Origin of the sequence: Rossellomorea vietnamensis NBRC 101237 (genome assembly GCF_001591825.1) — a bacterium.
Taxonomy (GTDB): Bacteria; Bacillota; Bacilli; order Bacillales; family Bacillaceae_B; genus Rossellomorea; species Rossellomorea vietnamensis.
This window is the reverse complement of sequence record NZ_BCVQ01000053.1, coordinates 1-25910: the sequence shown is the minus strand read 5'-3', so window position 1 is coordinate 25910 and position 25910 is coordinate 1. Positions and strand designations below refer to the sequence as shown.

General features: G+C 42.0%; 44 protein-coding genes. 42 read left to right on the top strand and 2 right to left on the bottom strand.

The window, feature by feature from the left end:
- Positions 1-777: 777 nt before the first annotated feature.
- From rpsJ to salA, 40 genes are all read left to right on the top strand, one after another.
- Positions 778-1086, top strand: a complete 309-nt coding sequence (gene rpsJ / locus BVI01S_RS18975; RefSeq protein ID WP_007085291.1) for a 30S ribosomal protein S10 — start codon at positions 778-780, stop codon at positions 1084-1086.
- Between the two features lie 35 nt (positions 1087-1121).
- Positions 1122-1751: a 50S ribosomal protein L3 gene (gene rplC / locus BVI01S_RS18970; RefSeq protein WP_060674124.1), complete on the top strand. Its 630-nt coding sequence runs from the start codon at positions 1122-1124 to the stop codon at positions 1749-1751.
- A 30-nt stretch (positions 1752-1781) separates the two neighbouring features.
- On the top strand, positions 1782-2405 hold the full coding sequence (rplD, locus tag BVI01S_RS18965) for a 50S ribosomal protein L4 (protein ID WP_061811224.1): 624 nt from the start codon (positions 1782-1784) through the stop codon (positions 2403-2405).
- On the top strand, positions 2405-2689 hold the full coding sequence (rplW, locus tag BVI01S_RS18960; RefSeq protein ID WP_034765982.1) for a 50S ribosomal protein L23: 285 nt from the start codon (positions 2405-2407) through the stop codon (positions 2687-2689). Before rplD ends, rplW begins: the two co-directional genes overlap by 1 nt.
- Before the next feature lie 31 nt (positions 2690-2720).
- Entirely contained in the window at positions 2721-3551 is an 831-nt protein-coding gene (gene rplB / locus BVI01S_RS18955) for a 50S ribosomal protein L2 (protein ID WP_034765980.1), read from the top strand.
- 60 nt (positions 3552-3611) lie between these two features.
- Positions 3612-3890 carry a 30S ribosomal protein S19 gene (gene rpsS / locus BVI01S_RS18950; RefSeq protein ID WP_034765978.1) on the top strand — a complete coding sequence of 93 codons (279 nt, stop codon included), beginning with the start codon at positions 3612-3614 and terminating at the stop codon, positions 3888-3890.
- A gap of 19 nt (positions 3891-3909) precedes the next feature.
- Entirely contained in the window at positions 3910-4251 is a 342-nt protein-coding gene (gene rplV / locus BVI01S_RS18945) for a 50S ribosomal protein L22 (RefSeq protein WP_034765976.1), read from the top strand.
- Between the two features lie 3 nt (positions 4252-4254).
- Entirely contained in the window at positions 4255-4911 is a 657-nt protein-coding gene (gene rpsC, locus BVI01S_RS18940) for a 30S ribosomal protein S3 (protein WP_034765973.1), read from the top strand.
- A gap of 2 nt (positions 4912-4913) precedes the next feature.
- Positions 4914-5348, top strand: coding sequence for a 50S ribosomal protein L16 (gene rplP, locus BVI01S_RS18935; RefSeq protein WP_034765971.1), 435 nt, complete (start codon positions 4914-4916; stop codon positions 5346-5348).
- A complete protein-coding gene (gene rpmC, locus BVI01S_RS18930; protein WP_032085278.1) occupies positions 5338-5541 on the top strand; it encodes a 50S ribosomal protein L29 in 204 nt (67 codons plus the stop codon). The genes rplP and rpmC overlap by 11 nt, the downstream gene beginning before the upstream one ends.
- A 20-nt stretch (positions 5542-5561) precedes the next feature.
- Entirely contained in the window at positions 5562-5825 is a 264-nt protein-coding gene (gene rpsQ / locus BVI01S_RS18925; RefSeq protein ID WP_032085279.1) for a 30S ribosomal protein S17, read from the top strand.
- Between the two features lie 44 nt (positions 5826-5869).
- Positions 5870-6238 (top strand): 50S ribosomal protein L14, encoded by a 369-nt coding sequence (gene rplN / locus BVI01S_RS18920; RefSeq protein ID WP_032085280.1) that lies wholly within the window; start codon positions 5870-5872, stop codon positions 6236-6238.
- A gap of 40 nt (positions 6239-6278) precedes the next feature.
- On the top strand, positions 6279-6590 hold the full coding sequence (gene rplX, locus BVI01S_RS18915) for a 50S ribosomal protein L24 (protein WP_034765969.1): 312 nt from the start codon (positions 6279-6281) through the stop codon (positions 6588-6590).
- Positions 6591-6616: 26 nt separating this feature from the next.
- Complete coding sequence (gene rplE / locus BVI01S_RS18910; RefSeq protein WP_034765967.1) at positions 6617-7156, top strand: 50S ribosomal protein L5; 540 nt, start codon at positions 6617-6619, stop codon at positions 7154-7156.
- A 24-nt stretch (positions 7157-7180) separates the two neighbouring features.
- Positions 7181-7366, top strand: a complete 186-nt coding sequence (locus tag BVI01S_RS22295) for a type Z 30S ribosomal protein S14 (protein ID WP_010191505.1) — start codon at positions 7181-7183, stop codon at positions 7364-7366.
- A gap of 30 nt (positions 7367-7396) precedes the next feature.
- Positions 7397-7795, top strand: a complete 399-nt coding sequence (rpsH, locus tag BVI01S_RS18905) for a 30S ribosomal protein S8 (RefSeq protein WP_034765964.1) — start codon at positions 7397-7399, stop codon at positions 7793-7795.
- Positions 7796-7825: 30 nt separating this feature from the next.
- Positions 7826-8365 (top strand): 50S ribosomal protein L6, encoded by a 540-nt coding sequence (gene rplF, locus BVI01S_RS18900; RefSeq protein ID WP_034765962.1) that lies wholly within the window; start codon positions 7826-7828, stop codon positions 8363-8365.
- Positions 8366-8398: 33 nt separating this feature from the next.
- Positions 8399-8761, top strand: a complete 363-nt coding sequence (rplR, locus tag BVI01S_RS18895; protein WP_034765960.1) for a 50S ribosomal protein L18 — start codon at positions 8399-8401, stop codon at positions 8759-8761.
- Positions 8762-8784: 23 nt separating this feature from the next.
- On the top strand, positions 8785-9285 hold the full coding sequence (gene rpsE / locus BVI01S_RS18890) for a 30S ribosomal protein S5 (protein ID WP_034765958.1): 501 nt from the start codon (positions 8785-8787) through the stop codon (positions 9283-9285).
- A gap of 13 nt (positions 9286-9298) precedes the next feature.
- Positions 9299-9481: a 50S ribosomal protein L30 gene (rpmD, locus tag BVI01S_RS18885; RefSeq protein WP_034765956.1), complete on the top strand. Its 183-nt coding sequence runs from the start codon at positions 9299-9301 to the stop codon at positions 9479-9481.
- A gap of 32 nt (positions 9482-9513) precedes the next feature.
- Positions 9514-9954 carry a 50S ribosomal protein L15 gene (rplO, locus tag BVI01S_RS18880; RefSeq protein WP_034765954.1) on the top strand — a complete coding sequence of 147 codons (441 nt, stop codon included), beginning with the start codon at positions 9514-9516 and terminating at the stop codon, positions 9952-9954.
- Complete coding sequence (gene secY / locus BVI01S_RS18875) at positions 9954-11246, top strand: preprotein translocase subunit SecY (protein ID WP_034765953.1); 1293 nt, start codon at positions 9954-9956, stop codon at positions 11244-11246. The genes rplO and secY overlap by 1 nt, the downstream gene beginning before the upstream one ends.
- Before the next feature lie 61 nt (positions 11247-11307).
- Entirely contained in the window at positions 11308-11958 is a 651-nt protein-coding gene (locus BVI01S_RS18870) for an adenylate kinase (RefSeq protein WP_061811223.1), read from the top strand.
- A complete protein-coding gene (map, locus tag BVI01S_RS18865) occupies positions 11958-12704 on the top strand; it encodes a type I methionyl aminopeptidase (protein ID WP_034765949.1) in 747 nt (248 codons plus the stop codon). Before BVI01S_RS18870 ends, map begins: the two co-directional genes overlap by 1 nt.
- A gap of 15 nt (positions 12705-12719) precedes the next feature.
- Positions 12720-13043, top strand: coding sequence for a KOW domain-containing RNA-binding protein (locus tag BVI01S_RS18860; protein ID WP_034765947.1), 324 nt, complete (start codon positions 12720-12722; stop codon positions 13041-13043).
- Positions 13036-13254, top strand: a complete 219-nt coding sequence (gene infA / locus BVI01S_RS18855) for a translation initiation factor IF-1 (RefSeq protein WP_034765945.1) — start codon at positions 13036-13038, stop codon at positions 13252-13254. The genes BVI01S_RS18860 and infA overlap by 8 nt, the downstream gene beginning before the upstream one ends.
- 38 nt (positions 13255-13292) lie before the next feature.
- On the top strand, positions 13293-13406 hold the full coding sequence (gene rpmJ, locus BVI01S_RS18850) for a 50S ribosomal protein L36 (protein ID WP_003156543.1): 114 nt from the start codon (positions 13293-13295) through the stop codon (positions 13404-13406).
- A 24-nt stretch (positions 13407-13430) separates the two neighbouring features.
- On the top strand, positions 13431-13796 hold the full coding sequence (rpsM, locus tag BVI01S_RS18845) for a 30S ribosomal protein S13 (protein ID WP_034765943.1): 366 nt from the start codon (positions 13431-13433) through the stop codon (positions 13794-13796).
- A gap of 25 nt (positions 13797-13821) precedes the next feature.
- The gene (gene rpsK, locus BVI01S_RS18840; RefSeq protein ID WP_032085294.1) at positions 13822-14211 is read left to right on the top strand and encodes a 30S ribosomal protein S11; all 390 of its coding nucleotides are present in this window, start codon (positions 13822-13824) and stop codon (positions 14209-14211) included.
- Between the two features lie 170 nt (positions 14212-14381).
- A complete protein-coding gene (locus BVI01S_RS18835; protein WP_034765941.1) occupies positions 14382-15326 on the top strand; it encodes a DNA-directed RNA polymerase subunit alpha in 945 nt (314 codons plus the stop codon).
- Between the two features lie 46 nt (positions 15327-15372).
- A complete protein-coding gene (gene rplQ / locus BVI01S_RS18830; protein ID WP_034765940.1) occupies positions 15373-15735 on the top strand; it encodes a 50S ribosomal protein L17 in 363 nt (120 codons plus the stop codon).
- A gap of 279 nt (positions 15736-16014) precedes the next feature.
- Positions 16015-16851 carry an energy-coupling factor ABC transporter ATP-binding protein gene (locus BVI01S_RS18825; RefSeq protein ID WP_061811222.1) on the top strand — a complete coding sequence of 279 codons (837 nt, stop codon included), beginning with the start codon at positions 16015-16017 and terminating at the stop codon, positions 16849-16851.
- Positions 16827-17696: an energy-coupling factor ABC transporter ATP-binding protein gene (locus BVI01S_RS18820; protein ID WP_061811221.1), complete on the top strand. Its 870-nt coding sequence runs from the start codon at positions 16827-16829 to the stop codon at positions 17694-17696. The genes BVI01S_RS18825 and BVI01S_RS18820 overlap by 25 nt, the downstream gene beginning before the upstream one ends.
- Positions 17693-18490, top strand: a complete 798-nt coding sequence (locus BVI01S_RS18815) for an energy-coupling factor transporter transmembrane component T family protein (protein WP_061811220.1) — start codon at positions 17693-17695, stop codon at positions 18488-18490. Before BVI01S_RS18820 ends, BVI01S_RS18815 begins: the two co-directional genes overlap by 4 nt.
- Before the next feature lie 14 nt (positions 18491-18504).
- Positions 18505-19257 carry a tRNA pseudouridine(38-40) synthase TruA gene (truA, locus tag BVI01S_RS18810; RefSeq protein WP_061811219.1) on the top strand — a complete coding sequence of 251 codons (753 nt, stop codon included), beginning with the start codon at positions 18505-18507 and terminating at the stop codon, positions 19255-19257.
- A 182-nt stretch (positions 19258-19439) separates the two neighbouring features.
- Positions 19440-19877: a 50S ribosomal protein L13 gene (rplM, locus tag BVI01S_RS18805; protein WP_034765935.1), complete on the top strand. Its 438-nt coding sequence runs from the start codon at positions 19440-19442 to the stop codon at positions 19875-19877.
- A 22-nt stretch (positions 19878-19899) separates the two neighbouring features.
- Positions 19900-20292, top strand: a complete 393-nt coding sequence (gene rpsI / locus BVI01S_RS18800; protein ID WP_034765933.1) for a 30S ribosomal protein S9 — start codon at positions 19900-19902, stop codon at positions 20290-20292.
- 235 nt (positions 20293-20527) lie between these two features.
- Positions 20528-20974: a DUF2521 family protein gene (locus BVI01S_RS18795; protein ID WP_061811218.1), complete on the top strand. Its 447-nt coding sequence runs from the start codon at positions 20528-20530 to the stop codon at positions 20972-20974.
- A gap of 91 nt (positions 20975-21065) precedes the next feature.
- Positions 21066-21794: an N-acetylmuramoyl-L-alanine amidase CwlD gene (cwlD, locus tag BVI01S_RS18790; RefSeq protein WP_061811217.1), complete on the top strand. Its 729-nt coding sequence runs from the start codon at positions 21066-21068 to the stop codon at positions 21792-21794.
- A 124-nt stretch (positions 21795-21918) separates the two neighbouring features.
- Positions 21919-22968, top strand: a complete 1050-nt coding sequence (gene salA, locus BVI01S_RS18785) for an iron-sulfur carrier protein/transcriptional regulator SalA (protein ID WP_061811216.1) — start codon at positions 21919-21921, stop codon at positions 22966-22968.
- A gap of 78 nt (positions 22969-23046) precedes the next feature.
- Here salA and gerD read toward each other — a convergent pair whose 3' ends face one another.
- The gene (gene gerD, locus BVI01S_RS18780; protein ID WP_061811215.1) at positions 23047-23685 is read right to left on the bottom strand and encodes a spore germination lipoprotein GerD; all 639 of its coding nucleotides are present in this window, start codon (positions 23683-23685) and stop codon (positions 23047-23049) included.
- A gap of 149 nt (positions 23686-23834) precedes the next feature.
- Between gerD and BVI01S_RS18775 the strand changes: the two genes are divergently transcribed.
- Complete coding sequence (locus tag BVI01S_RS18775; RefSeq protein ID WP_061811214.1) at positions 23835-24470, top strand: KinB-signaling pathway activation protein; 636 nt, start codon at positions 23835-23837, stop codon at positions 24468-24470.
- 47 nt (positions 24471-24517) lie between these two features.
- Here BVI01S_RS18775 and pdaB read toward each other — a convergent pair whose 3' ends face one another.
- Positions 24518-25267 carry a polysaccharide deacetylase family sporulation protein PdaB gene (pdaB, locus tag BVI01S_RS18770; protein WP_034765923.1) on the bottom strand — a complete coding sequence of 250 codons (750 nt, stop codon included), beginning with the start codon at positions 25265-25267 and terminating at the stop codon, positions 24518-24520.
- A 138-nt stretch (positions 25268-25405) separates the two neighbouring features.
- Between pdaB and BVI01S_RS18765 the strand changes: the two genes are divergently transcribed.
- A complete protein-coding gene (locus BVI01S_RS18765; RefSeq protein ID WP_034765921.1) occupies positions 25406-25633 on the top strand; it encodes a hypothetical protein in 228 nt (75 codons plus the stop codon).
- Positions 25634-25910: the final 277 nt, after the last annotated feature.

Sequence of the window (25910 nt, the reverse complement as noted above, 5' to 3'; positions counted from 1 at the left end):
CTATCGCTCCTGCGGGGTCTCACCCATTTCGCTTTTCCCGAAGGAGTCTCCGTCTTGCACTCCAATCAACAGCTAGAGACTGCATAATTTGTATTTATTGCTTTTTATAATACCCGACCATTTCTATATCAATTAAAGAACACAGATTGATAGTTCCCTCATAGATGAATCAATATATTTGCGACTTTCTTCTATATATAATGTGCTAACTCCATTCTAAATAAAACGTGATTAAAGATAAGGATTGTCTTTAAGCTTTCAACTTTCAAATCGGATCTTAGGAAATGTCATCTCTATAGCAATAACTTATTGAACTCATTGTTGATTGCAACGGAAGGCAGCTCGACTCCTGCGGGAAGTGTTGGACAGGTGAGACCCCACAGGGCGAAGCCCGAGGAGGCTCACCGCCAGCCCCGCGGAAAGCGAGCTGCCTGCAGTGGAAATCAACATGCAGTCGCTCTTATACAAATAATATTTACTTTTACAAAATGCTCATAGTAATTAAAAATGATCGTTATATTAAATATTGTGAAAATACCACATAACCTTGAAAATATAACGGTTCGTTTGTATAATAGAGAAAGTGTGCAAAACATAAAGAAATTGCAAGAAACCCTTGCTTCTTCTGGGTGTTTTAGTTATAATAGACAATGTTGGTCTTTGACTGCGATGAAACAGAAGGTTGCTGACACACACGGCCGCTTTGCCATGGCGAGTGTGTGGGAAATTTCTGTGGAGAATGTCTATTCAAAAATAGGCGATAAAGGAGGGAAAATAATGGCAAAACAAAAGATTCGTATCCGTTTAAAGGCTTATGATCACAGAATCCTTGATCAATCAGCTGAGAAAATTGTTGAAACAGCAAAACGTTCTGGTGCGGCGGTTTCTGGACCGATCCCACTACCGACTGAAAAGTCTGTTTACACAATCCTACGTGCTGTGCACAAATACAAAGATTCTCGTGAGCAATTCGAAATGCGTACTCACAAACGCTTAATCGACATTGTAAATCCGACACCACAAACAGTTGATGCGCTTATGCGTTTAGACTTACCATCAGGTGTAGATATCGAAATCAAACTTTAATTCATAAAAACCATAATAATCAGGAGGTGTGACTAATGACCAAAGGAATCTTAGGAAGAAAGATTGGTATGACTCAAGTTTTCGCTGAAAACGGTGATCTTATCCCTGTAACTGTTATCGAGGCTGCTCAAAACGTGGTACTTCAAAAGAAATCTACAGACGTTGATGGCTACGAAGCTATCCAAGTAGGTTTTGAAGACAAACGTGAAAAGCTTTCTAACAAACCAGAGAGAGGCCACGTTGCTAAAGCTGAAACTGCTCCTAAGCGCTTCATCCGTGAAATCCGCGGTGTAAACGTAGAAGAGTACGAAGTTGGTCAAGAAGTCAAAGTTGATATTTTCGCTGCAGGCGAAATCGTAGATGTAACAGGAGTTTCAAAAGGTAAAGGTTTCCAAGGTGCTATCAAGCGTCACAACCAATCACGCGGACCTATGTCCCATGGTTCTCGTTACCACCGTCGTCCCGGTTCAATGGGTCCTGTTGATCCAAACCGTGTATTCAAAGGTAAATTACTACCTGGACGTATGGGCGGAGAACAAATTACAATTCAAAACCTTGAAATTGTAAAAGTTGATGCTGAGCGTAACCTTATCTTAGTTAAAGGTAATGTACCTGGACCTAAGAAACAACTGATCAAAGTAAAGTCAGCTATTAAAGCAAACTAATAGAACTTTTCAAGAAAGGAGGAAACAAGAATGCCGAAAGTAGCATTATTTAACCAAAGCGGTTCTAAAGTTGGTGATATCGAACTTAATGACACTGTTTTTGGTATTGAACCAAACACACACGTGATGACTGAAGCAGTATTGATGCAAAGAGCGTCTTTACGCCAAGGTAATCATAAAGTAAAAAATCGTTCTGAAGTACGTGGCGGTGGGCGTAAGCCTTGGCGTCAAAAAGGAACAGGTCGTGCTCGTCAAGGGTCAATCCGTTCTCCACAATGGCGCGGTGGTGGTACTGTATTTGGACCAGTTCCACGCAGCTACGGCTACAAACTTCCTAAGAAAGTTCGTCGCTTAGCGATTAAATCTGCACTTTCTTCTAAAGTTGTAGAAGAAAACATCTTAGTATTAGAAGCATTATCATTCGATGCTCCTAAAACAAAAGAATTTGCTAGCGTTCTAAAAGGTCTTTCTGTTGATTCTAAAACATTAGTAATCACTGACGGTCTTGACGAAAACGTAGCACTTTCAGCTCGTAACATCCCTGGTGTAACTGTTGTTACTGCAGAAGGAATTAGCGTTCTGGATGTATTAGGACATGACAAACTAGTGATGACTAAATCAGCTGTTGAAAAAGTAGAGGAGGTGCTCGCATAATGGATGTACGTGAAATCATTAAGCGCCCCGTAATTACAGAGGCTTCAACTGATCTTATGTCTGAGAAAAAGTATACTTTCGAAGTTGATACTAGAGCTAACAAAACTCAAGTAAAAGACGCCGTTCAAGCAATCTTTGACGTGAAAGTAGATAAAGTAAACATCATGAACTACAAAGGTAAGTTCAAGCGCATGGGTAAACACGCTGGTTACACTAACAAGCGTCGTAAAGCTATCGTTAAGCTTACTGCTGACAGTAAAGAAATCGAATTCTTTGAAGTATAAAATTCTTTAATTAAGAAGAGGAGGGAAAAACATGGCGATTAAAAAGTATAAACCTACCTCTAATGGTCGTCGCGGCATGACTAGTTCTGATTTCGCTGAAATCACTACTGATTCTCCGGAAAAGTCACTTTTAGCACCCCTACACAAAAAGGGTGGCCGTAACAACCAAGGTAAGTTAACAGTTCGTCATCAAGGTGGCGGCCATAAGCGCCAATACCGTATCATCGATTTCAAACGTGAAAAAGATGGTATACCTGGACGCGTTGCTACGATCGAATACGATCCAAACCGCTCAGCTAATATTGCACTAATCAACTACGCTGATGGGGAAAAACGTTACATCCTTGCACCTAAAACACTTGTTGTAGGTATGGAAGTAATGTCTGGACCAGAAGCAGATATTAAAGTAGGTAATGCATTACCACTTATCAACATCCCAGTTGGTACAATCGTACACAATATTGAACTTAAACCTGGTAAAGGTGGTCAGCTAGTTCGTTCTGCTGGGACATCTGCTCAAGTACTTGGTAAAGAAGGTAAATATGTACTTGTACGTTTGAACTCTGGTGAAACTCGTATGATCCTTTCTGCTTGTCGTGCTACTGTAGGTCAAGTTGGAAATGAACAACACGAACTAATCAACATCGGTAAAGCCGGACGTTCTCGTTGGTTAGGTAAACGCCCAACAGTTCGTGGTTCTGTCATGAACCCTAACGATCACCCACACGGTGGTGGTGAAGGACGTGCTCCAATCGGACGTAAATCACCAATGTCTCCATGGGGTAAACCTACTCTTGGATACAAGACACGTAAGAAAAACAACAAATCTGATAAATTTATTGTGCGTCGTCGCAAAAAATAACGGGATTGTGCTACGGTTCCTGAAAAGAGCCGTAGGTCAATCACGAAGGGAGGTTCAAACATGGGTCGTAGCTTAAAAAAAGGACCTTTTGTTGATGATCATTTAATGACTAAGATCGAAAAATTGAACGAAACTGAAGGCAAACAAGTTGTGAAAACTTGGTCTCGTCGCTCAACGATCTTCCCAGCATTCATCGGTCACACGATCGCAGTTTACGATGGTCGTAAACATGTACCTGTATACGTCACTGAAGACATGGTAGGACACAAGCTTGGTGAATTTGCACCATCTCGTACTTACAAAGGTCACGCAAGTGATGATAAGAAAACAAGACGCTAATTGAGAGGAGGGTATCCTAATGCAAGCAAAAGCTGTTGCAAGAACAGTACGTATTGCTCCTCGTAAAGTACGTTTAGTCGTTGATCTAATCCGAGGTAAGCAAGTTGGAGAAGCGGTTGCTATCTTAAAGCACACACCTAAAGCTGCTTCACCAGTAATCGAAAAAGTACTTAAGTCTGCTATTGCGAACGCAGAGCACAACTTTGACATGGATATTAATAGCCTAGTGGTAACTGAGGCTTATGTAAATGAAGGACCAACACTTAAACGTTTCCGTCCTCGTGCGATGGGACGTGCAAGTCAAATCAACAAACGTACAAGTCACATTACACTTGTCGTATCAGAAAAGAAGGAGGGATAAGCTGTGGGTCAAAAAGTACATCCGGTCGGACTTCGTGTCGGTATAATCCGTGATTGGGAATCTAAATGGTACGCAGATAAAGATTACGCTAATCTATTACACGAAGACATTAAAGTACGTGAATATATTGCAAAACGTTTAGTTGACGCATCTGTTTCTAAAGTAGAAATCGAACGCGCAGCAAACCGTATTAACATTACCGTTCATACAGCTAAGCCTGGTATGGTTATCGGTAAAGGTGGTACAGAAGTTGAAGCACTTCGTAAAGCATTGAACGAACTTACTTCAAAACGTGTACACATCAACATCGTTGAAATCAAAAGAGCTGACGTTGATGCGAAATTAGTAGCTGAAAACATCGCTCGTCAATTAGAAAACCGTGTTTCTTTCCGTCGTGCTCAGAAGCAATCAATCCAACGTGCGATGCGTGCTGGTGCAAAAGGAATCAAAACACAAGTATCTGGTCGTTTAGGCGGAGCAGATATCGCTCGTGCAGAACATTACAGTGAAGGTACTGTTCCACTTCATACTCTACGCGCTGACATTGACTATGCTCATGCAGAAGCTGACACAACTTATGGTAAGCTAGGCGTTAAAGTATGGATCTATCGTGGAGAAGTTCTTCCTACAAGAAAGAAATCTGAGGAAGGAGGCAAATAATTATGTTATTACCTAAACGCGTTAAACATCGTCGCGAACACCGCGGAAAAATGCGTGGACGTGCTAAAGGCGGTCAAGAAGTAGCGTTCGGTGAATACGGTTTACAAGCAGTTGAGGCTTCTTGGATCACAAACCGTCAAATCGAATCAGCTCGTATCGCTATGACTCGTTACATGAAACGTGGCGGTAAAGTATGGATTAAAATCTTCCCTCATAAACCTTACACTGCAAAACCTTTAGAAGTACGTATGGGTTCAGGTAAAGGTGCTCCAGAAGGTTGGGTAGCAGTAGTTAAGCCTGGAAAAATCATGTTTGAAATCGCTGGTGTTTCTGAAGAGGTTGCTCGTGAAGCACTTCGTCTGGCATCACATAAACTTCCGATCAAAACGAAGTTTGTAAAACGTGAGGAAATTGGTGGTGAATCAAATGAAAACTAATGAAATTCGTGACCTAACCACTGCTGAAATAGAACAAAAAGTAAAGACTCTGAAAGAAGAGTTATTTAACCTTCGCTTCCAACTTGCGACTGGGCAATTAGAAAACACAGCTCGCATCCGTGAAGTCCGCAAAGGGATCGCTCGTATGAAAACTGTAATCCGTGAAAGAGAGATCGGGGTTAACAATCGATAAATGAGAGGAGGTTTGCTTAAATGAGTGACCGCAACCAACGTAAGGTATACACTGGCCGTGTTGTTTCCGACAAAATGGATAAAACAGTAACGGTTATGGTAGAAACTTATAAAAAGCATTCTCTATACGGCAAGCGCGTTAAGTACTCTAAGAAGTTTAAAACTCATGATGAGAACAACGAAGCAAAAGTAGGCGATATCGTACGTATCATGGAGACTCGTCCACTATCTGCTACAAAACGTTTCCGTTTAGTAGAAGTTGTTGAAAAAGCAGTTATTATCTAATATATTTGTTCGGATATTTTATATTCCGAAGGGAGGTTACCTACATGATTCAACAAGAATCACGTTTAAAAGTTGCTGACAACTCTGGTGCTCGTGAAGTATTAACTATCAAAGTACTTGGTGGTTCTGGACGCAAGACGGCTAACATCGGTGATGTTATCGTGTGTACAGTAAAACAAGCAACACCAGGTGGCGTTGTTAAAAAAGGTGACGTAGTGAAAGCAGTTGTTGTTCGTACTAAGTCTGGTGTACGTCGTCAAGACGGTACTTACATCAAGTTCGACGAGAATGCTTGTGTCATTATCCGTGACGATAAGGGACCACGTGGAACTCGTATCTTCGGACCTGTTGCCCGTGAACTACGTGACAGCAACTTTATGAAAATTGTATCTTTAGCTCCAGAAGTTCTTTAATAGATATTTAGCATTGGGCCATTCAAGGAGGTGCGATGAAATGCATGTAAAAAAAGGCGATAAAGTAATGGTCATTACTGGGAAAGACAAAGGCAAAACAGGTGTTGTTCTTGCTTCATTCCCTAAAAAAGACCGAGTGCTAGTTGAAGGTATCAACGTTGTGAAAAAACACGCTAAGCCTTCACAGATGAACCCGCAAGGTGGAATCATCAGCCAGGAAGCATCTATCCATGTATCAAATGTTATGCTTCTAGATCCGAAATCTAACGAGCCAACTCGTGTAGGTTATAAGACAGAAGACGGCAAAAAAGTACGTGTAGCAAAAAAATCAGGTGAAGTTCTAGATAAATAGTACGATTAAGAAGGGAGGTATTCTGAATGAACCGCCTAAAAGAAAAATTCCAACAAGAAATCAGTCCAGCTCTAGTTAGCAAATTCAATTACAAATCAGTAATGGAAGTACCTAAAGTTGAAAAGATCGTTGTCAACATGGGTATCGGTGATGCTGTTCAAAACTCAAAAGCTCTTGATGTAGCTGTTGATGAATTAACTCAAATCACTGGTCAAAAGCCAGTTGTAACAAAAGCTAAGAAATCAATCGCAGGCTTCCGTCTTCGTGAAGGTATGCCAATCGGTGCAAAAGTTACTCTACGCGGAGAGCGTATGTACCAATTCTTAGATAAATTAATTTCTGTTTCACTTCCACGTGTACGTGACTTCCGTGGTGTTTCTAAAAAAGCATTCGACGGTCGCGGTAACTACACATTAGGAGTTAAAGAGCAATTGATTTTCCCTGAGATTGACTATGATAAAGTGTCTAAAGTACGTGGTATGGATATCGTAATCGTAACAACTGCGAACACAGACGAAGAAGCTCGTGAATTGTTGACACAAATCGGAATGCCATTCCAAAAGTAATCGCTATATAAGGGAGGCGAAAATGTGGCTAAAAAATCTATGATTGCGAAACAAAAACGCACGCCAAAGCATAATGTTCAAGCGTATACTCGTTGCGAACGTTGCGGACGTCCTCATTCAGTTATCCGTAAATTCAAGCTTTGCCGTATTTGTTTCCGTGAACTTGCATACAAGGGTCAGATTCCTGGCGTTAAGAAAGCTAGTTGGTAATACCCTATATTGGGAAGGAGGTAAATTATTATGACAATGACAGATCCAATTGCAGATTTGCTAACTCGCATCCGTAATGCGAACATGGTTCGTCACGAAAGATTAGAAGTTCCTGCTTCTAACATCAAGAAAGAAATTGCAGAAATCCTTAAACGTGAAGGTTTCGTACGTGACGTTGAATATGTAGAAGATAACAAGCAAGGTGTTATCCGCATTTTCTTAAAATATGGAGCAAACAACGAACGAGTAATTACTGGATTAAAGCGTATCTCTAAACCTGGTTTACGTGTATATGCAAAATCAACAGAGGTACCTAAAGTACTAAACGGTTTAGGTATCGCACTTGTTTCTACTTCTACAGGTGTTTTAACTGATAAAGAAGCTCGTGCTCAACAAGTAGGCGGAGAAGTTCTAGCTTACGTTTGGTAATATTTTTTATATGAATGGAGGTGCAACAGGATGTCACGTGTAGGAAAACTACCAGTAGAAATTCCATCTGACGTTACTCTAACAGTAGGTGAAGATAACACTGTAACTGTAAAAGGACCTAAAGGGGAACTTTCTCGTACATTCAATTCTGATATTAAAGTTGAATTAGAAGGAAACGTAGCGACAGTTACTCGTCCTTCTGATGCAAAAGAACACCGCGCGTTACACGGTACAACTCGTGCCCTAATCGCGAACATGGTTGAAGGTGTATCTAAAGGATTCCAAAGAAATCTTGAGCTAGTCGGTGTAGGTTACCGTGCTCAAAAGCAAGGTACTAAGCTTGTCCTTAACGTTGGTTACTCTCACCCAGTTGAGATCGAACCAGAACAAGGTATCGAGATCGAAGTACCGGCTAATACAAAGATATCTATCAAAGGTATCGACAAAGAACGTGTTGGAGCATTAGCTGCTAACATTCGTGCTGTACGCTCTCCTGAGCCTTACAAAGGAAAAGGTATTCGCTACGAAGGTGAATATGTTCGTCGTAAAGAAGGTAAAACAGGTAAATAATGCCGCGTAGGCAAAAGAAAGGAGTGACCGTAGGTGATTACTAAGCCAGATAAGAACAAAACACGTAAGAAAAGACATGCTCGTGTCCGTTCAAAGATTACTGGAACTGAAACTCGTCCTCGTTTGAACGTTTTCCGTTCTAACAAAAATATCTACGCTCAACTTATCGATGATATGAATGGTGTTACTCTAGTTAGTGCATCTTCTCAAGATAAAGATTTCAACCTAGATTCTTCTGCAACAACTGATGCAGCAGCAAAAGTTGGAGAACTAGTTGCGAAACGTGCAGTAGAAAAAGGATTAAAATCTGTAGTATTTGACCGTGGTGGATATTTATATCATGGCCGTATCAAAGCTTTGGCTGAAGCAGCTCGTGAAAACGGCTTAGAATTTTAATAAAAAAAGGAGGGACAATCCAGATGCGTCGTATTGACTCAAGCAAACTAGAATTTGAAGAACGCGTAGTTACAATCAATCGTGTTGCGAAAGTAGTTAAAGGTGGACGTCGTTTCCGTTTCGCTGCTCTTGTAGTAGTGGGCGATAAAAACGGTCACGTTGGTTTCGGAACTGGGAAAGCACAGGAAGTACCTGATGCGATCCGTAAAGCGATTGAAGATGCGAAAAAGAATCTAATTGAAGTTCCTATGGTTGAAGGTACTACACCTCACCTAGTAACTGGACGATTTGGTGCTGGTCAGATCCTGATCAAACCTGCTTCTGCGGGTACAGGAATCATCGCCGGTGGACCTGTTCGTGCCGTACTTGAATTAGCTGGTGTTCAAGATATCCTATCTAAATCATTAGGATCTAACACTCCAATCAACATGGTTCGCGCTACTATCGAAGGTTTAAAACAATTAAAGCGTGCTGAAGACGTAGCTAAACTACGTGGTAAATCAGTAGAAGAGATCTTAGGTTAAGGGAGGGATAACGATGGCTAACAAACTAGAAATTACCCTCACTCGCAGCATCATTGGCCGTCCTCAAGATCAACGCAAAACGGTTGAAGCTTTAGGACTTCGCAAAATGCACCAAACGGTTGAGCAACAAGATAATGCTGCTATCCGCGGTATGATCAACAAAGTCGCTCACCTTGTAACTGTAACTGAAAAATAATTCTTAACGCTTAAAAAGAAGGAGGTGCCGACATGAAATTACATGAGTTAAAGCCTACAGAAGGTTCACGTAAAGTCCGCAATCGTGTAGGACGTGGTATTGGTTCAGGTAATGGAAAGACTGCTGGTAAAGGTCATAAAGGACAAAACGCCCGTTCAGGTGGCGGAACTCGTCCTGGCTTCGAGGGTGGTCAAACACCATTGTTCCAACGTCTACCTAAACGTGGATTCACGAACATCAATCGTAAAGAATATGCAATCGTCAACCTTGACGCATTGAATCGCTTCGAAGATGGTACAGAAGTTACTCCAGCTCTACTTGTAGAATCTGGTGTAGTGAGTAACGAAAAAGCAGGAATTAAGATTCTTGGTAAAGGTAAAATCGAGAAAAAGCTTACAGTAAAAGCACAAAAATTCTCAACCACTGCTAAAGAAGCTATCGAAGCTGCTGGCGGTACATCCGAGGTGATCTAATGTTTCAAACTGTCTCCAATTTTATGCGCGTGGGTGATATAAGAAACAAAATTATCTTCACCCTTCTAATGTTAATAGTCTTTCGTCTTGGTACCTTCATTCCGGTACCAAACGTAGACGCTAATGTATTGAAAATGCAAGACCAGGCAGGGATCCTTGGATTCCTGAATACATTTGGTGGCGGTGCGTTAAAGAACTTCTCCATCTTCGCGATGGGAATCATGCCTTATATCACGGCTTCGATCATCGTGCAGCTCCTGCAAATGGATGTTGTACCGAAGTTTACTGAGTGGTCTAAGCAGGGTGAAGTCGGGCGCCGTAAATTAGCTCAGTTCACACGTTATTTCACTATCATTCTTGGATTCATCCAGGCTTTAGGAATGTCCTACGGCTTCAATAGAATTTACGGTGGAATGCTTATCCAAAGCCCCGGAGTCAGTACGTACCTACTAATAGCTTTAGTTCTAACAGCTGGTACGGCTTTTCTTATGTGGTTGGGTGAACAAATCACGGCTAAAGGCGTTGGGAATGGTATTTCGATCCTGATCTTTGCAGGTATCGTTGCTGCAATCCCCAACACTGTAAACCAAATCTATGCTCAACAAATCGAGGGAGCAGGCGAACAGCTCTTCCTTCGTATTGTGGTTCTTGCACTTCTTGTTTTAGCAGTTATTGCAATCGTGGTTGGTGTCGTGTTTATCCAACAAGCACTTCGTAAGATTCCGATTCAATATGCAAAACGTTTAGTGGGGCGTAGTCCGGTTGGTGGACAATCAACACATCTACCATTAAAGGTGAATGCTGCGGGTGTTATTCCAGTTATCTTTGCGATTTCTTTCATTATCACGCCACAGACCATTTCATCATTCTTTGGAGACAATGATGTGACCAGTACCATTCAGTACATCTTTGATTACACCAAGCCAGTTGGTATGATCATCTATGTAGCTCTGATCATTGCCTTTACGTATTTCTATGCTTTCATTCAAGTGAATCCGGAACAAATGGCTGAAAACTTGAAGAAGCAAGGTGGATATATCCCTGGTATTCGTCCAGGTAAAACCACACAAGAGTATCTCACTCGCGTTCTGTATCGTCTAACATTTGTTGGGGCCATTTTCTTAGCTGTTATCGCAGTCCTTCCAGTTTTCTTCATTAACTTTGCGGGATTACCTCCTGCAGCTCAAATCGGTGGAACAAGCTTACTGATCGTAGTAGGGGTTGCACTTGAGACAATGAAGCAACTAGAGGCACAGTTAGTGAAACGTCACTACAAAGGATTTATTAAATAAGAGGGTTTTCGGGAACATCTTGTTCCTGAAACCATTTTATAGACAATTAGGGGGAGTACGAGTGAATATAGTTCTTATGGGCTTACCAGGCGCAGGAAAAGGCACTCAAGCTGAAAAAATCGTAGATAAATATGGTATCCCCCATATCTCTACTGGTGATATGTTCCGTTCAGCTATCAAAGAAGGTACTGAACTAGGCTTGAAGGCTAAATCATTCATGGATAATGGCGACCTTGTTCCTGATGAAGTGACAATCGGTATCGTCCGTGAACGATTAAGCAAAGAGGACTGTGAAAAAGGCTTCTTACTGGATGGGTTTCCAAGAACGGTTGCTCAGGCAGAAGCACTTGAAAACATCCTAGCTGATCTTGGTAAAAAAATGAATTATGTCATTAATATAAATGTAGATAAGGACATCCTGATGGAGCGCTTGACAGGTCGCAGGATCTGTAAAGAGTGCGGCGCTACTTATCATCTTGTCTTTAATCCGCCAACAGAAGAGGGCGTTTGTGATCGCTGCGGCGGCGAGTTATATCAACGCGCAGATGATAACGAAGAAACGGTTCAAAACCGTTTGGACGTAAACATCAAACAAACCCAACCACTATTGGCTTACTACGAAGATAAAGGCTATCTGAAAAACATTGACGGTCAACAAGACATCCATAGAGTGTTTGATGACATTGATGAACTACTTGGAGGCCTTTCATAATGATCATTTCTAAAACTCCGAGAGAGATTGAGATTATGCGGCATGCTGGTAAGATTGTTGCATTGACTCATGCGGAATTGCAAAAGTATATTTCTCCGGGAATATCGACGAAGGAACTGGATGCAATTGCTGAAAAATTCATTCGTAAACATGATGCAATTCCATCTTTTAAAGGGTATAATGGGTTTCGTGGCAGCATCTGTGCTTCAGTCAACAATGAGTTGGTACATGGAATTCCAGGCGATCGGGTATTGAAAGATGGCGATATAATCAGCATCGATATCGGTGCTAAATATAATGGTTATCACGGTGACTCGGCTTGGACATATCCAGTTGGAACAATAGATGATGAAACCCGGAAGCTTCTTGATGTAACGGAAGAATCATTATTTCTGGGCCTTAAAGAAGCGAAACCAGGCGAGCGTCTGTCGAATATCTCTCATAGTATACAAACTTTTGTTGAAGCTAATGGCTTTTCAATCGTTCGGGAGTATGTGGGACACGGAGTTGGTCAAGACTTACATGAGGACCCGCAAATCCCTCATTATGGACCACCCAACAAAGGTCCGCGTTTAAAGCCTGGCATGGTACTGGCTATTGAACCAATGGTTAATGCAGGAAGTCGATATGTTAGGACGTTATCAGATAACTGGACAGTCGTCACAGTAGATGATAAAATGTGTGCGCACTTTGAACACACCATAGCAATTACTGAAGACGGCTATGAGATATTGACGAAAGCCTAAGTGAAGGTGATTGGATTGATCGAGTCAGAATCAACGGTTCCGAGGATAGGCCAGATTGTTCAAACCCTCAAAGGGAGAGAGACTGGAAGCTACTCGGTCGTTATTCAGCAGTTGGATGAACGTTTTGTACTGATAGCAGATGGGGATAGACGAAAGTTCGATCGCGCCAAGCGAAAGAACATCGCTCATCTTCACTTGTGTGACTATGTTTCTCCAGAAGTTCAAAACAGTATTATAGAATCAGGCAGAGTAACGAACGGTAAACTGCGTTATGCTGTTTCAAAGTTTGTTAACGAAGTATTAAATGATGAGAAGAAGGGAGACATGTTCGATGGCTAAGGATGATGTAATTGAAGTTGAAGGTAAGGTCGCCGAGACTTTGCCCAATGCGATGTTTAAGGTAGAATTAGAAAATGGTCATACAGTACTGGCACATGTTTCAGGAAAGATCCGTATGCATTTCATTCGTATCCTACCTGGTGACAAGGTAACAGTGGAATTATCACCGTATGACTTAACTCGTGGTAGAATCACTTATCGTTATAAATAATCTATTGCACTCCGTACTATTAAGGAGGTTAGAATAAGATGAAAGTTAGACCATCTGTTAAACCAATCTGCGAAAAATGTAAAGTTATTCGTAGAAAAGGTAAAGTCATGGTTATCTGTGAAAACCCTAAACACAAACAAAAACAAGGCTAATCTTAAAGGAGGTGCGCTATCACTATGGCACGTATTGCTGGTGTAGACATTCCACGTGACAAACGTGTTGTCATTTCATTAACATACATCTACGGTATTGGTAAAAATACTGCAGCGAAAATCTTATCTGAAGCTGGTGTATCTGAGGATACTCGCGTTCGCGATCTAACTGACGACGAACTAGGAAAGATTCGTGATATCGTTGATAAATTAAAAGTAGAAGGTGATCTTCGTCGTGAAGTATCACTAAACATCAAACGTCTTATGGAAATCGGTTCATACCGCGGTCTTCGTCACCGTCGTGGACTACCTGTTCGTGGACAACATACGAAGAACAATGCTCGTACACGTAAAGGTCCTCGTAAGACTGTAGCTAACAAGAAAAAATAATAGGTAAAGGAGGTTACTTCTTAGTATGGCACGTAAAACTAATACTCGTAAACGTCGTGTGAAAAAGAATATCGAAGCTGGTATTGCACACATTCGTTCTACATTCAATAACACAATCGTAACTATTACTGATGTTCACGGAAATGCTGTTGCATGGTCAAGTGCAGGTTCACTAGGATTCAGAGGTTCTCGTAAATCCACTCCATTCGCAGCGCAAATGGCAGCTGAAACAGCAGCTAAAGCTTCTCAGGAACACGGTTTAAAAACTCTTGAAGTAACAGTTAAAGGTCCTGGTGCTGGTCGTGAAGCAGCTATCCGTGCTCTTCAAGCAGCAGGTCTAGAAGTTACTGCAATCAGAGACGTTACTCCAGTTCCTCATAATGGATGCCGTCCACCAAAACGTCGCCGCGTTTAATTTTCTGTATAAATTTTGTATCGTTGTCTATAATGGGATATGATACAAGATACGTTCATTCAGAAAAGTAACCAGTTGTTGGTGCACAATAGGGAACGTAAACATGGGGAATTTCGGACTTTATCTTATTTAGCCCGGAGTTTCGACGTTTTGAAGGAGGGTAAATATTAATGATCGAAATTGAAAAGCCAAAAATTGAAACGGTTGAGATCAGCGATGATGCCACATATGGAAAGTTCGTCGTAGAACCACTTGAGCGTGGATATGGTACAACTTTGGGTAACTCCTTACGTCGTATCCTATTATCGTCACTCCCAGGTGCTGCTGTCACATCTATTCAAATAGATGGAGTACTGCATGAGTTTTCAACAATTGAAGGCGTCGTAGAGGATGTTACATCCATCATTTTGAATATCAAGAAGCTGGCGTTGAAGATCTACTCTGATGAAGAAAAAACGCTAGAAATTGATGTACAGGGTGAAGGAGTCGTAACGGCTGCGGATATTACTCATGATAGTGATGTTGAAGTGTTAAATCCTGATTTACACATCGCAACGTTATCTAAGAGTGGTCATTTCCGTGTGCGTTTAAGTGCATCCCGTGGTCGTGGGTACAGACCAGCAGACCAAAACAAACGTGAGGATCTTCCTATTGGCGTGATCCCAATCGATTCTATTTACACTCCAGTTTCACGCGTTAACTATCAAATAGAAAATACTCGTGTTGGTCAAATGACGAACTACGATAAACTTTCTCTTGATGTATGGACTGATGGAAGTATTGGACCGAAAGAAGCGATTTCTTTAGGTGCTAAGATTCTAACAGAACACTTAAATATTTTCGTTGGCCTTACAGATGAAGCGCAGAATGCTGAAATCATGGTAGAAAAAGAAGAAGACCAAAAAGAAAAAGTTCTTGAGATGACTATCGAAGAACTAGATCTTTCTGTTCGTTCTTATAACTGCCTGAAGCGTGCTGGAATCAATACTGTTCAAGAGCTTGCTAACAAGACTGAAGAAGATATGATGAAAGTGCGTAACCTAGGACGTAAATCCCTTGAAGAGGTTAAAGTTAAACTTGAAGACCTTGGACTTGGATTACGTAAAGACGACTGATAACATCTTCTTTCATATATAGATTCAACAAAGGAGGGAACCCTTAATGGCTTACAGAAAGTTAGGACGTACCAGTGCTCAACGTAAAGCAATGCTACGTGATTTAGCTACAGACCTAATCATTAACGAGCGCATCGAAACAACTGAAACTCGTGCGAAAGAGCTTCGTTCAGTTGTGGAAAAAATGATCACACTAGGTAAACGTGGTGACATTCACGCGCGTCGTCAAGCTGGTGCATTCATTCGTAAAGAAGTTGCAAACGCTGAAAACAACCAAGATGCTTTACAAAAGTTATTCTCTGACATCGCTCCACGTTACACAGAGCGTCAAGGCGGATATACTCGCATTATGAAGGTTGGTCCTCGCCGTGGTGACGGTGCTCCAATGGCAATCATCGAATTAGTTTAATAATTCGTGACTTCTAACATTAAGGGCGGGACAGTTAATCCTTAACTGCTTCTTTGCCCTTTTTGTATAAGTGCATGTGATGAAAAGCAGAGCGTTACGATGAGCAGCGCTGTCTGACTCGTCTAGCTCGTGCACCCCTTCCAACTTCTATGTTCATAGAAGCTGTTCAATGGATGAACAAGAAAAGATGTTCTTTTCTTTGGTCGGGGTGCAGGCTTTTTTTTATATGCAAAGGTTTTAGCAGAGCTGAGTAAGGATAGCGTAGAGGAGGTTACAGAATTGAAGGAAATCATTAAAGTGGACGATGTGCACTTCAGATACCCTGATCAGAATACGTATGCCTTAAAAGGCATCAGCCTGACGGTCAATCAAGGTGAGTGGCTCGCGATTGTCGGACATAACGGATCCGGTAAATCCACCCTTGCCAAGATGCTGAATGGGCTTCATTTCCCCGAGAAGGGACTAGTGACGGTGGACGGGATCACTCTTGAGGAAAGTTCTATCTGGGACATCCGTTCAAAGCTGGGTATGGTTTTTCAGAATCCCGATAATCAATTTGTTGGTGCTACAGTAGAGGATGATGTGGCTTTTGGGTTAGAAAACCATGGGGTACCTTATGAATCGATGGTACAGAGAGTCAATGATGCTTTAAAAAGTGTCCATATGGAAGATTTTCTTGATCAAGAGCCGCACCATTTATCAGGGGGTCAAAAGCAGCGTGTGGCGATTGCAGGGGTAGTAGCACTGCAGCCATCTGTCATCATATTGGATGAAGCCACTTCGATGCTAGACCCTAAGGGAAGACTGGAAGTTCTTGAAACAGTCAGGAAGCTGAAAGAAGAAGAGAACCTGACGGTGATCTCCATCACCCATGACCTGGAGGAAGCAACGAAGGCAGATCGTATGATCGTCTTGAATCAAGGCAGTGTCTTTAAGGAAGGGATACCGGAAGAGATTTTCCTATTAGAGGATGAGCTCATAAAGCTTGGACTGGATTCTCCTTTCACGATCAAGCTTGCCGGGGCACTGAAGGAAGCAGGGATTCCCCTGTCTAAAACATACTTTACAGAAGAAGAGTTGGTGGATGAATTATGCAAATCACATTTCAACAGGTAGAATACCGATATTCATTCAACACTCCATTCGAAAAACTTGCCCTTCAAGATATCAACCTTTCAATTCCAACCGGTCAGTTTCTCGCGGTGATCGGTCACACCGGTTCAGGCAAGTCTACACTGTTGCAGCATCTCAATGGATTATTAAAGCCTACTGAAGGGCTTGTGCAAGTAGGGGAGCACCAGATTAAGGCAAAGGAAAAGGCAAAGAATTTAAAGCCTGTCAGACAGAAGGTAGGGATTGTCTTTCAATTTCCTGAACATCAACTGTTTGAAGAAACCGTCCTTAAGGATATTTGTTATGGTCCGATGAACTTTGGTGTATCCGAAGAAGAAGCGATACAAAGAGCGAAAGACTTGATTCTAAAGGTTGGTTTGTCTCACGATGTACTACAGAAATCCCCATTCGATCTTTCAGGTGGACAAATGAGACGGGTTGCCATTGCTGGTGTATTGGCTATGGATCCAGACGTCATTGTCCTGGACGAGCCGACGGCAGGACTTGATCCAAGAGGACAGAGAGAGATCATGGACATGTTCTATGCCCTTCATAAGGAAAAAGGGCTGACCACCATTCTCGTAACTCATAGCATGGAAGACGCCGCTCACTATGCAGAAGAGATCGTCATCATGCAAAAGGGTCGTTTAAAACGGAAAGGAACCCCTGAAGAAATCTTCTCCCAGACGGACGAACTGTTCGAGATGGGACTGGACGTACCGGATGTGGTCCGTTTTCAATACCGGTTTGAAAAAAAGACCGGAAAGAAACTTCCGAAGACGTGTCTGACAATAGACGAATTGGCTTCAGCCATCCGTGCAATCCAGGACGGAGGTGAAGAACTATGATGGAAAAAATGATCTTCGGTCGTTATGTACCGGCTAAATCCATTCTTCACCAAATGGATCCGAGGGCAAAGCTTCTATTTATTTTTGGTTTTATAGGTGTCGTCTTTTTGGCCAATAATGCTATCACATACGCACTGCTCGGTCTTTTTACGTTTAGCGCACTCATACTATCCAACCTTTCCATCCGTTTTATCATCGGAGGACTGAAGCCCATTCTTTGGCTGATTTTGTTTACGTTTTTCTTACATGTGTTTTTCACAAAGGAAGGTCCCGTCATGTTGGACCTGGGTATCTTGTCGGTGCATGAAGAAGGGCTAAGACAGGGGATCTTTATATCATTACGATTCTTTTATCTAATCCTTGTTACTTCATTATTAACGCTTACGACTTCACCCATCACGATAACAGACGGGCTTGAAACGCTTCTGAATCCATTGAAGAAAGTGAAATTTCCTGTACATGAACTCGCACTCATGATGTCGATTTCCCTGCGGTTCATACCAACGCTGATGGAGGAAACGGATAAAATCATGAAGGCACAGATTGCCAGGGGGGCAGAGTTTTCATCAGGTCCCATCAAAGATCGGATCAAAGCGATCATCCCTCTATTGATTCCTCTCTTCGTCAGTGCATTTAAACGCGCCGAAGACCTGGCAACGGCCATGGAAGCAAGAGGGTATCAAGGAGGGGAGGGCCGGACGAAATACCGCCTGTTATCCTGGCATAAGAAGGATACGGGAGCGTTAATCGTCCTTGCCCTCCTCACAACGGCATTAATTATTTTTAGAGGATAATGGGAGTGTCACGTATGCAGAGAGTGAAGTGTACCATCGCATATGATGGAACATATTTTCATGGTTATCAGGTACAACCTAGAGAGCGTACCGTCCAGGGACTGATAGAAGGCATCCTGTCCACTATCCATAAAGGCGTTTCGGTCCGGATCAGCGGGTCTGGCCGGACCGACGCAGGTGTCCATGCTAACGGTCAGGTCTTTCATTTTGACACACCTTTATCCATTCCTGAAGAGAAATGGCCGATCGTGCTGAATACAAGGTTACCGGATGAAGTGACCGTGAAAGAAGCCGTGTTTGTTTCAACGGACTTCCACTCGCGGTTTTCCGTGGAGAAGAAAGAATACCGTTACCGAATCTATACAGGGGAAGCAAGAAGTCCGTTCAACCGGCATTTTGCCCTTCACTATCCCCATACACTTTCCGTACCTGATATGGAGCGTGCTGCCCGGCACCTGATCGGGGAGCATGACTTCACAAGTTTTTGTTCAGCAAAAACGGAAGTCGAAGACAAAGTAAGAACCATTCACCGTATTGACATTCAGGAACATGAAGAAGAAATCATTTTTTCTTTTGTGGGGAACGGTTTTCTATATAATATGGTGAGGATATTGGTCGGTACTTTGTTAGAGGTAGGTTCTGGGAATAGATCTGCAGATGAGATACCTGGAATACTGGAAGCACGAGATCGTAATCAGGCAGGAAAGACTGCGCCGCCACATGGATTGTATTTGTGGAAAGTGGATTATGGTTCTGATGAGAAATAAGATGTTATGGAATTTATTTAAAAAATACTAAAACAACTAATCCTGGTGTAACATTCTCTTGACAATAGACTGGGAACAAGATAATATAGCATATGGTATGTTATTAACCCCACGATAAGCCCCGGAAACTTATTGTGATTAGAAAATAAATACTACGGATTCATTAAATAGGAGGTTAAATCATGCGTACAACGTATATGGCAAAAGCCAACCAAATCGATCGTAAATGGTTCGTTGTAGATGCTGAAGGTAAAACTCTTGGACGTCTATCCAGTGAAGTTGCTTCAATTCTACGCGGAAAACACAAACCAACATTCACACCACATGTTGACACTGGTGATCATGTAATCATTCTTAATGCTTCAAAAATTGAACTTACTGGGAAGAAGTTAACGGACAAGATCTACTACCGTCACACTAATCACCCTGGTGGTTTAAAACAACGTACAGCATTAGAAATGCGTACAAACTACTCAGAGAAAATGCTTGAGCTTACTATCAAAGGTATGCTTCCAAAAGGTTCTCTAGGTCGTCAAATGTTCAAGAAATTACATGTATATGCTGGAGCAGAGCATCCACATCAAGCACAACAACCTGAAGTTTACGAACTTCGTGGATAATTAATAAGAGGAGGTTATTATCTTGGCTCAAGTTCAATATTACGGAACTGGTCGTCGTAAGAGCTCAGTAGCTCGTGTACGTTTAGTACCAGGTAACGGAAACATTGTTATCAATGATCGTGAAGTAGAAGTTTATATCCCATTCGCAGCACTAAGAGAAGTAATTAAGCAACCACTAGTTGCAACTGAAACTCTTGGTAACTATGACGTTTTAGTAAACGTTAATGGTGGAGGCTATGCTGGTCAAGCTGGTGCGATCCGTCACGGAATCGCTCGTGCTTTACTACAAGCAGACCCTGAATACCGTGGAACTCTAAAACGCGCTGGATTATTAACTCGTGACTCTCGTATGAAAGAGCGTAAAAAATACGGTCTTAAAGGTGCACGTCGCGCGCCACAATTCTCTAAGCGTTAATTATTATTTCACACAAAAGCTCAGCCGATTCTGTCGGCTGGGCTTTTTTTATATGGGTTTGAGGGACGGACCTCCATTTTGCCTATCATTCAGCTGCAGAATCCCTTTATATCAGGAAATGACAACTCCCAGAAGGGTCGATATGGAGGTCCGTCCCTCCAAGAAAATTGGTAACAGTTACTCGAATGAAGTGGTGGGTTAAGTAGGAAAATACGTTCAAAGGGGTGAATGATTTTTGAACGTTATTACAACTTTCAATACAAAGAGAAGAGAGAAGCAGATCAAGACGGAAAGAACGTTACTGAAAGAAATTTCAATTAAGATGCTGCAGGAGAGTGTCCGGCGGCATTTTGGATATATAAAGGTTCAAGGCGGCGTGTTCATGCAGCAAGGATTTGATGAGGCATGTTTTGATGTTGCCATAGAAGCATATCTCCTTGGAGGGAAAATCAGCAAATTCGGATACTCAGGTGAAGATACCACATTAGTGAAAAAGCGTTGTGAGGAAGAAATAAAGCATTTTATTGATACACTTTATAATTTCTGGCTGTACTGGTCTGAGATGGGTGTATCGAATGAAGTAGATGAGTCCTTTTATTTCTGCTGTGAGCACTTTGTGGAAACATGGTGGTCAGAAGGATACGAAAAAGGCATCAAGCGTCACAAATTACGGTTGCATTAATTTCAGTTCTAAAACCCATTCTTGTCCCATATTTTTTAGTAAAGGCATCGGGGCTTCTTCCGTCGCCAAGACTTGAAATAGGAGGACTGGAATGGTTCAGAAACTGAAGGTTATCGGGATAATTTCTGCACTGGCTATTTTATTATTCATCATTCAATATAAAATATTAGACAAAGATACATGGGATTCGTGGAATCTCCCCTTATCAGGAAAGATCATCTATATAGATCCGGGACATGGTGGACCGGACGGGGGCGCCGGGGATCAGAATGCTCTTGAGAAGGACATCGCATTGAATGTCTCACTGATGATAAGGGATTATCTTCAGGAGCAAGGGGCCCTCGTGATCCTGACACGTGAGAAGGATGAAGATCTTGCAGACGAAGGGACGAGAGGATACAGCCGAAGAAAAGTGGAAGATCTTAAGAAAAGGCTGAACTTGATCAATGAATCCCAAGCAGATCTGTTTCTTAGTATCCACTTGAATTCCATTCCATCTGCGAAATGGAGTGGTGCTCAAACTTTTTACAATCCAAAGTTTGAAGAAAATAAAGCACTCGCCAAAGCGATCCAAGCAGAACTGACAAGAAATCTGGAAAATACGACCCGGGAAGCAAAGGGTCTGCAAAATGTCTATATCCTGAAGCATGCTAAAAAATCAGGTGCCCTCGTGGAAATCGGTTTCCTCTCCAACCCTGGAGAACGTGCCAACCTCCTTAAAGAGGATTACCAGCAAAAGATTGCTGCCTCCGTCTACCAAGGGGTACTCAACTACCTGACCGCAGACAATGAAGACAAAGAAAAAGCTGACGAGGAATAACCTCTCAGCTTTTTTTATTATTCGACAAAAGCATTCAAAACCTTTTGAGCATTCATTCAACTGAGAATATGTTATACTGAAAACAGATGATTGAAAACGAATACATAGAAAAGGGTGGTTATTCATGTTATCGGAACAACAAACACGCGAACTTTTATTTGGATTGAAAGATCCTTTTTTAAATAAAACCTTACAAGAAACAAATGGTGTTGTAGACATCTCCGTTAAAGAAGAAAAGAACCATGTCAGTGTGAAAATCGCCATTGCCAAAACGGGTACCGGGGAGCAAATGCAATTCCAGCAGCAAATTGTACAAGTATTAAAGGAGAATGGAGCGGACTCCGTCGGGATCCGTTTCACCGAGCTGCCGGAAGAGGAGCTAGAAAAGCATAGAGGCGCAGGTGGGGAAGGGACGGACCTGTTATCCCCTGCAAGTAAGACGACTTTCATTGCGATTGCCAGCGGAAAAGGCGGCGTAGGAAAATCAACGGTTTCGGTTAACCTTGCCGTCTCACTTGCCCGACAAGGCAAAAAGGTCGGTCTTGTGGATGCCGATATTTACGGATTTAGCGTTCCTGATATGATGGGGATCGTGAAAAGGCCGGTCGTACGCGGGGAAAGAATTATTCCAGTAGAACGATTCGGCGTGAAGGTCATCTCCATGGGGTTCTTCGTAGAGGATAATGCCCCTGTTATTTGGAGAGGGCCGATGCTTGGTAAAATGCTGAATAACTTCTTCTCTGAAGTCGAGTGGGGCGACCTGGATTATTTACTGCTGGACCTTCCACCTGGCACAGGAGACGTTGCTCTTGATCTACATACGATGCTTCCACATTGTAAGGAAATTATCGTCACTACACCTCATCCGACAGCAGCATTCGTTGCAGCCCGTGCAGGCGCCATGGCCCTTCAAACCGACCATGACATCCTTGGTGTGGTAGAAAACATGTCTTACTTCGAAAGCAAACTGACAGGTGAAAAGGAATTCGTCTTCGGTCAAGGCGGTGGAGAGAAGCTTACAGAAGAGCTCCGTACCGATTTACTTGGCAAGCTTCCACTCCAGCAGCCGGACTGGGATGAAGCGGATTTCGCCCCTTCCATTTATGCAGAGGATCACCGACTCGGTCAGATATATGGGGAGATCGCTCACAAAGTAATTGAAAAACTGTCTTAAATAAGCAAAAAAGGGACCAATGCTGATATATGCATTTGGTCCCTTTTTATGTTTGTTACATTGACAGGAGGAAGGTCTCTATTGCCCTCCGCTGCCTGTACCACCCGAGTCTCCAGAACCACCCTGGTCACTGCCGGATGATTGACTGCTGCTGCCTTCACTTTTTCCGCCATCTTTGATTTCCCCTGCAGCCTTCAATAAAACGTCCTGCAGCTTCGCCTTGAATAACGGACTTTGGAAGGTTTCTGTGATCACCTTTTGCAGATGCTCTTTGTATTCCTGGCTCTTTAATACCTCGGTAAGCTCTTTCTTGAATTCCGGATCCTTTAAAAGGTCCATCATCATTCCTTGGTACTCAGGATCCTTCATGAGGTCTTTGAGCAATTTTTCATTGCCATCTTTCATGCTTTTTGCCATGGCTTCAGCAAACTTCGGATCTTCAAAGGATTTCTTCCAGAATTCTGTTCCCTTTTCGGATGTGAGGGTTTTGGATATCGTATCAGTCACAACACCCTGATCCATAATAAGCTCTGACTTCATTTTTTCATCAGACATGACTTGCTGGATGGCTTTTTTACCATCATCCGTCTTTAATATATCAACAACCATCTTCTTGGTCTCTTCATAATCCATTTTGCCACTGCCCGTATCCCCGCCACCGCCACAAGCGGATAGAAGAAGAAGGGGCAATAGAAAAAGAAAGGAATATCTTTTCATGGGTAGGCTCCTTCCATACAAATTCCCTTACCCTTAATATGAGAAATATCGAAAAAAATATGCACAGGTAAAATTGGAACCTGGATTTTTTAAACATGCGTTGGTACAATCAAGTGAGTGTATATTTTTTTATTTGGAGGAAAATAGAAGTGACCATCCGCAATTGGATTCGTTTATTTATTCATACGTTAGTCATCGGTGGAGCCATAACAGGTGTCGCCGCCCTGATCATAAGATGGGATCAGTTCGGGCCATACTTTCAGGACGGTGACGTGATTGGTATATTATCGAGTTTACTCTGGTTCATATTTGTAGGATTTACTTTTAGTGTCATCAGTCAAATGGGCTATTTCGCTTATTTAACCATCCATCAATTCGGGATGGGGATGTTCAAGAGCTTATGGAACCCCGTTCAAGTGGTGTTGATCGCCCTTGTGCTGTTTGATTTGATTTACTTCAGGTTCAGAGCTTTCGCTGTAGAAGGGGAGTCGTATACACCTTATATCCTTCTCGGCATCGGGATCTTTGTGGTGGGTCTTGTCGTGGCTTACGTCAAGAATCAACAATCAGAAGCTAAAACCAACACATTTGTATCAGCCCTATTCTTTATGATTGTCGTGACGACACTCGAATGGCTTCCGGTATTACTGGTGAATTCCGTGAAATGGTTGTATCTTATGCTGCTCGCCCTTCTTGCCTGTAACGCATTCCAACTATTGCGCCTTCCTAAGTACATAGAGAAGTCCCAGACGGAAAGAGAACACAGGAAATCGGCTAAGGGTTGAATAAAAAATCCCGCAAGGTGAACGTCGTTCACCTTGCGGGATTTTTATTACTGTATAAGCGATGACTTGGCATCACCGTTTGAAATCATGTCGGATACCGTAATGAATTTCCCTTTCCCTTTAAGCTCTTTCACTATGGACGGCAAGGCGTCCTTCGTCTGTTTAGCTGAATCTGATGCGTGAAGAAGAACGATATCCCCTTTTTTTGCTTTGCTAACGTTATTCAGGATTTCTTCTACACCGGGGTTGGTCCAATCCTTCGAGTCCACACTCCAGTGGACGACCGTTAAGCCGAGGGAATCAGCGACCTTCAACGTTGCTTTATCGAAATGTCCCGTTGGAACGCGTAATAATTTCACATCTTTCACATTCAATTTCTTAAAGACCTCATCCGCCTTCATAATGTCCTGCTTTATTTTGTTCGGTTCCATCTCCGTATAGTCGGAATAGGCATAGCCGAGATTTCCGATCTCATAACCCTGCTTCACGATTTGTTCCACTAAATCGGGATGTCGCTCGGCCCAGGCTCCGGAAAGAAAGAAGGTAGCGGATGTCACATTCATTTTCTTTAATTCTTCAAGGATCGGCTTTGCCTTTTCATCACCCCAACCGATGTTGAAGGTGATCGCCACTCCCTTTTCCCCTTTGTAAATCGCCTTCGGACCATCCTTCGTACTGAAAACCGAGAGTGTCGACAGGTTACTGCTATATACAAACAAAGCAGTAAAGAAAGAAATCACGATAATCAAACTAATTTGCTTTAATTTCTTAGCGTTTACTGTGTGAAACGTATTCAAAGTCATCCCTCCGTTCAACCGTCTGTCTTTACTAAAGATATGCATGTCCTTCAAAAAAATATCTATCTGACAAAAAAATGATTATAAATATCTTTTAATGGAAAAAACTACAAATACCAACATAAAGGGGTGACATACTTGCTGGGGTTAATGATTAATGATAGAGAGAAACAAGAAATAGAATATCTGTTGAAAAGAGAGATGGATGAAATACTGTTCGATCTTAAGGATTCTCGAATTGATCATATCGTTAAGAGAGCAATGGATGAACGGTATAAAATCTTATTTTCCCTTTTTAAACGGTTTGCAAGTCACAAGGAATGTTTGAAATATATGAAGACAGCACCAAAGAAAGAAACAAATTAATGACATCGGGCTCTCCTTTTATTACAAGGGAGAGCTTTCATTATCATAAATGCGAGGGAACATAGATGAAACAGAGGTAATGGGAATGAAATAATTTTTTAAAAAAGTTCACAAAATGTATTGACCCGTATTTGAAATCTTGATATAGTAATAAACGTCGCTGAAACACAATGAATTATTTAGAAGAAACACCAATAAATAATTTTAAAAAACAGTTGACATCACATGATGAATTGTGATAAATTAATAAAGTCGCTTCAAACAGAAGCACTCACAC

Coding starts and splice junctions, on each gene's coding strand:
- rpsM (WP_034765943.1), top strand. CDS start 13,431: ATGGCACGTATTGCTGGTGTAGACATTCCACGTGACAAACGTGTTGTC.
- secY (WP_034765953.1), top strand. CDS start 9,954: ATGTTTCAAACTGTCTCCAATTTTATGCGCGTGGGTGATATAAGAAAC.
- rplX (WP_034765969.1), top strand. CDS start 6,279: ATGCATGTAAAAAAAGGCGATAAAGTAATGGTCATTACTGGGAAAGAC.
- rplW (WP_034765982.1), top strand. CDS start 2,405: ATGGATGTACGTGAAATCATTAAGCGCCCCGTAATTACAGAGGCTTCA.
- BVI01S_RS18820 (WP_061811221.1), top strand. CDS start 16,827: ATGCAAATCACATTTCAACAGGTAGAATACCGATATTCATTCAACACT.
- rpsH (WP_034765964.1), top strand. CDS start 7,397: ATGACAATGACAGATCCAATTGCAGATTTGCTAACTCGCATCCGTAAT.
- gerD (WP_061811215.1), bottom strand. CDS start 23,685: ATGAAAAGATATTCCTTTCTTTTTCTATTGCCCCTTCTTCTTCTATCC.
- rpmD (WP_034765956.1), top strand. CDS start 9,299: ATGGCTAACAAACTAGAAATTACCCTCACTCGCAGCATCATTGGCCGT.
- rplQ (WP_034765940.1), top strand. CDS start 15,373: ATGGCTTACAGAAAGTTAGGACGTACCAGTGCTCAACGTAAAGCAATG.
- rpsS (WP_034765978.1), top strand. CDS start 3,612: ATGGGTCGTAGCTTAAAAAAAGGACCTTTTGTTGATGATCATTTAATG.
- rpmC (WP_032085278.1), top strand. CDS start 5,338: ATGAAAACTAATGAAATTCGTGACCTAACCACTGCTGAAATAGAACAA.
- rplP (WP_034765971.1), top strand. CDS start 4,914: ATGTTATTACCTAAACGCGTTAAACATCGTCGCGAACACCGCGGAAAA.
- rplC (WP_060674124.1), top strand. CDS start 1,122: ATGACCAAAGGAATCTTAGGAAGAAAGATTGGTATGACTCAAGTTTTC.
- rpsJ (WP_007085291.1), top strand. CDS start 778: ATGGCAAAACAAAAGATTCGTATCCGTTTAAAGGCTTATGATCACAGA.
- rplV (WP_034765976.1), top strand. CDS start 3,910: ATGCAAGCAAAAGCTGTTGCAAGAACAGTACGTATTGCTCCTCGTAAA.
- rpsE (WP_034765958.1), top strand. CDS start 8,785: ATGCGTCGTATTGACTCAAGCAAACTAGAATTTGAAGAACGCGTAGTT.
- rplO (WP_034765954.1), top strand. CDS start 9,514: ATGAAATTACATGAGTTAAAGCCTACAGAAGGTTCACGTAAAGTCCGC.
- salA (WP_061811216.1), top strand. CDS start 21,919: ATGTTATCGGAACAACAAACACGCGAACTTTTATTTGGATTGAAAGAT.
- rpmJ (WP_003156543.1), top strand. CDS start 13,293: ATGAAAGTTAGACCATCTGTTAAACCAATCTGCGAAAAATGTAAAGTT.
- rplN (WP_032085280.1), top strand. CDS start 5,870: ATGATTCAACAAGAATCACGTTTAAAAGTTGCTGACAACTCTGGTGCT.
- cwlD (WP_061811217.1), top strand. CDS start 21,066: ATGGTTCAGAAACTGAAGGTTATCGGGATAATTTCTGCACTGGCTATT.
- rplF (WP_034765962.1), top strand. CDS start 7,826: ATGTCACGTGTAGGAAAACTACCAGTAGAAATTCCATCTGACGTTACT.
- rplE (WP_034765967.1), top strand. CDS start 6,617: ATGAACCGCCTAAAAGAAAAATTCCAACAAGAAATCAGTCCAGCTCTA.
- infA (WP_034765945.1), top strand. CDS start 13,036: ATGGCTAAGGATGATGTAATTGAAGTTGAAGGTAAGGTCGCCGAGACT.
- BVI01S_RS18835 (WP_034765941.1), top strand. CDS start 14,382: ATGATCGAAATTGAAAAGCCAAAAATTGAAACGGTTGAGATCAGCGAT.
- rplD (WP_061811224.1), top strand. CDS start 1,782: ATGCCGAAAGTAGCATTATTTAACCAAAGCGGTTCTAAAGTTGGTGAT.
- rplB (WP_034765980.1), top strand. CDS start 2,721: ATGGCGATTAAAAAGTATAAACCTACCTCTAATGGTCGTCGCGGCATG.
- map (WP_034765949.1), top strand. CDS start 11,958: ATGATCATTTCTAAAACTCCGAGAGAGATTGAGATTATGCGGCATGCT.
- truA (WP_061811219.1), top strand. CDS start 18,505: ATGCAGAGAGTGAAGTGTACCATCGCATATGATGGAACATATTTTCAT.
- rplM (WP_034765935.1), top strand. CDS start 19,440: ATGCGTACAACGTATATGGCAAAAGCCAACCAAATCGATCGTAAATGG.
- rpsQ (WP_032085279.1), top strand. CDS start 5,562: ATGAGTGACCGCAACCAACGTAAGGTATACACTGGCCGTGTTGTTTCC.
- BVI01S_RS18815 (WP_061811220.1), top strand. CDS start 17,693: ATGATGGAAAAAATGATCTTCGGTCGTTATGTACCGGCTAAATCCATT.
- rpsK (WP_032085294.1), top strand. CDS start 13,822: ATGGCACGTAAAACTAATACTCGTAAACGTCGTGTGAAAAAGAATATC.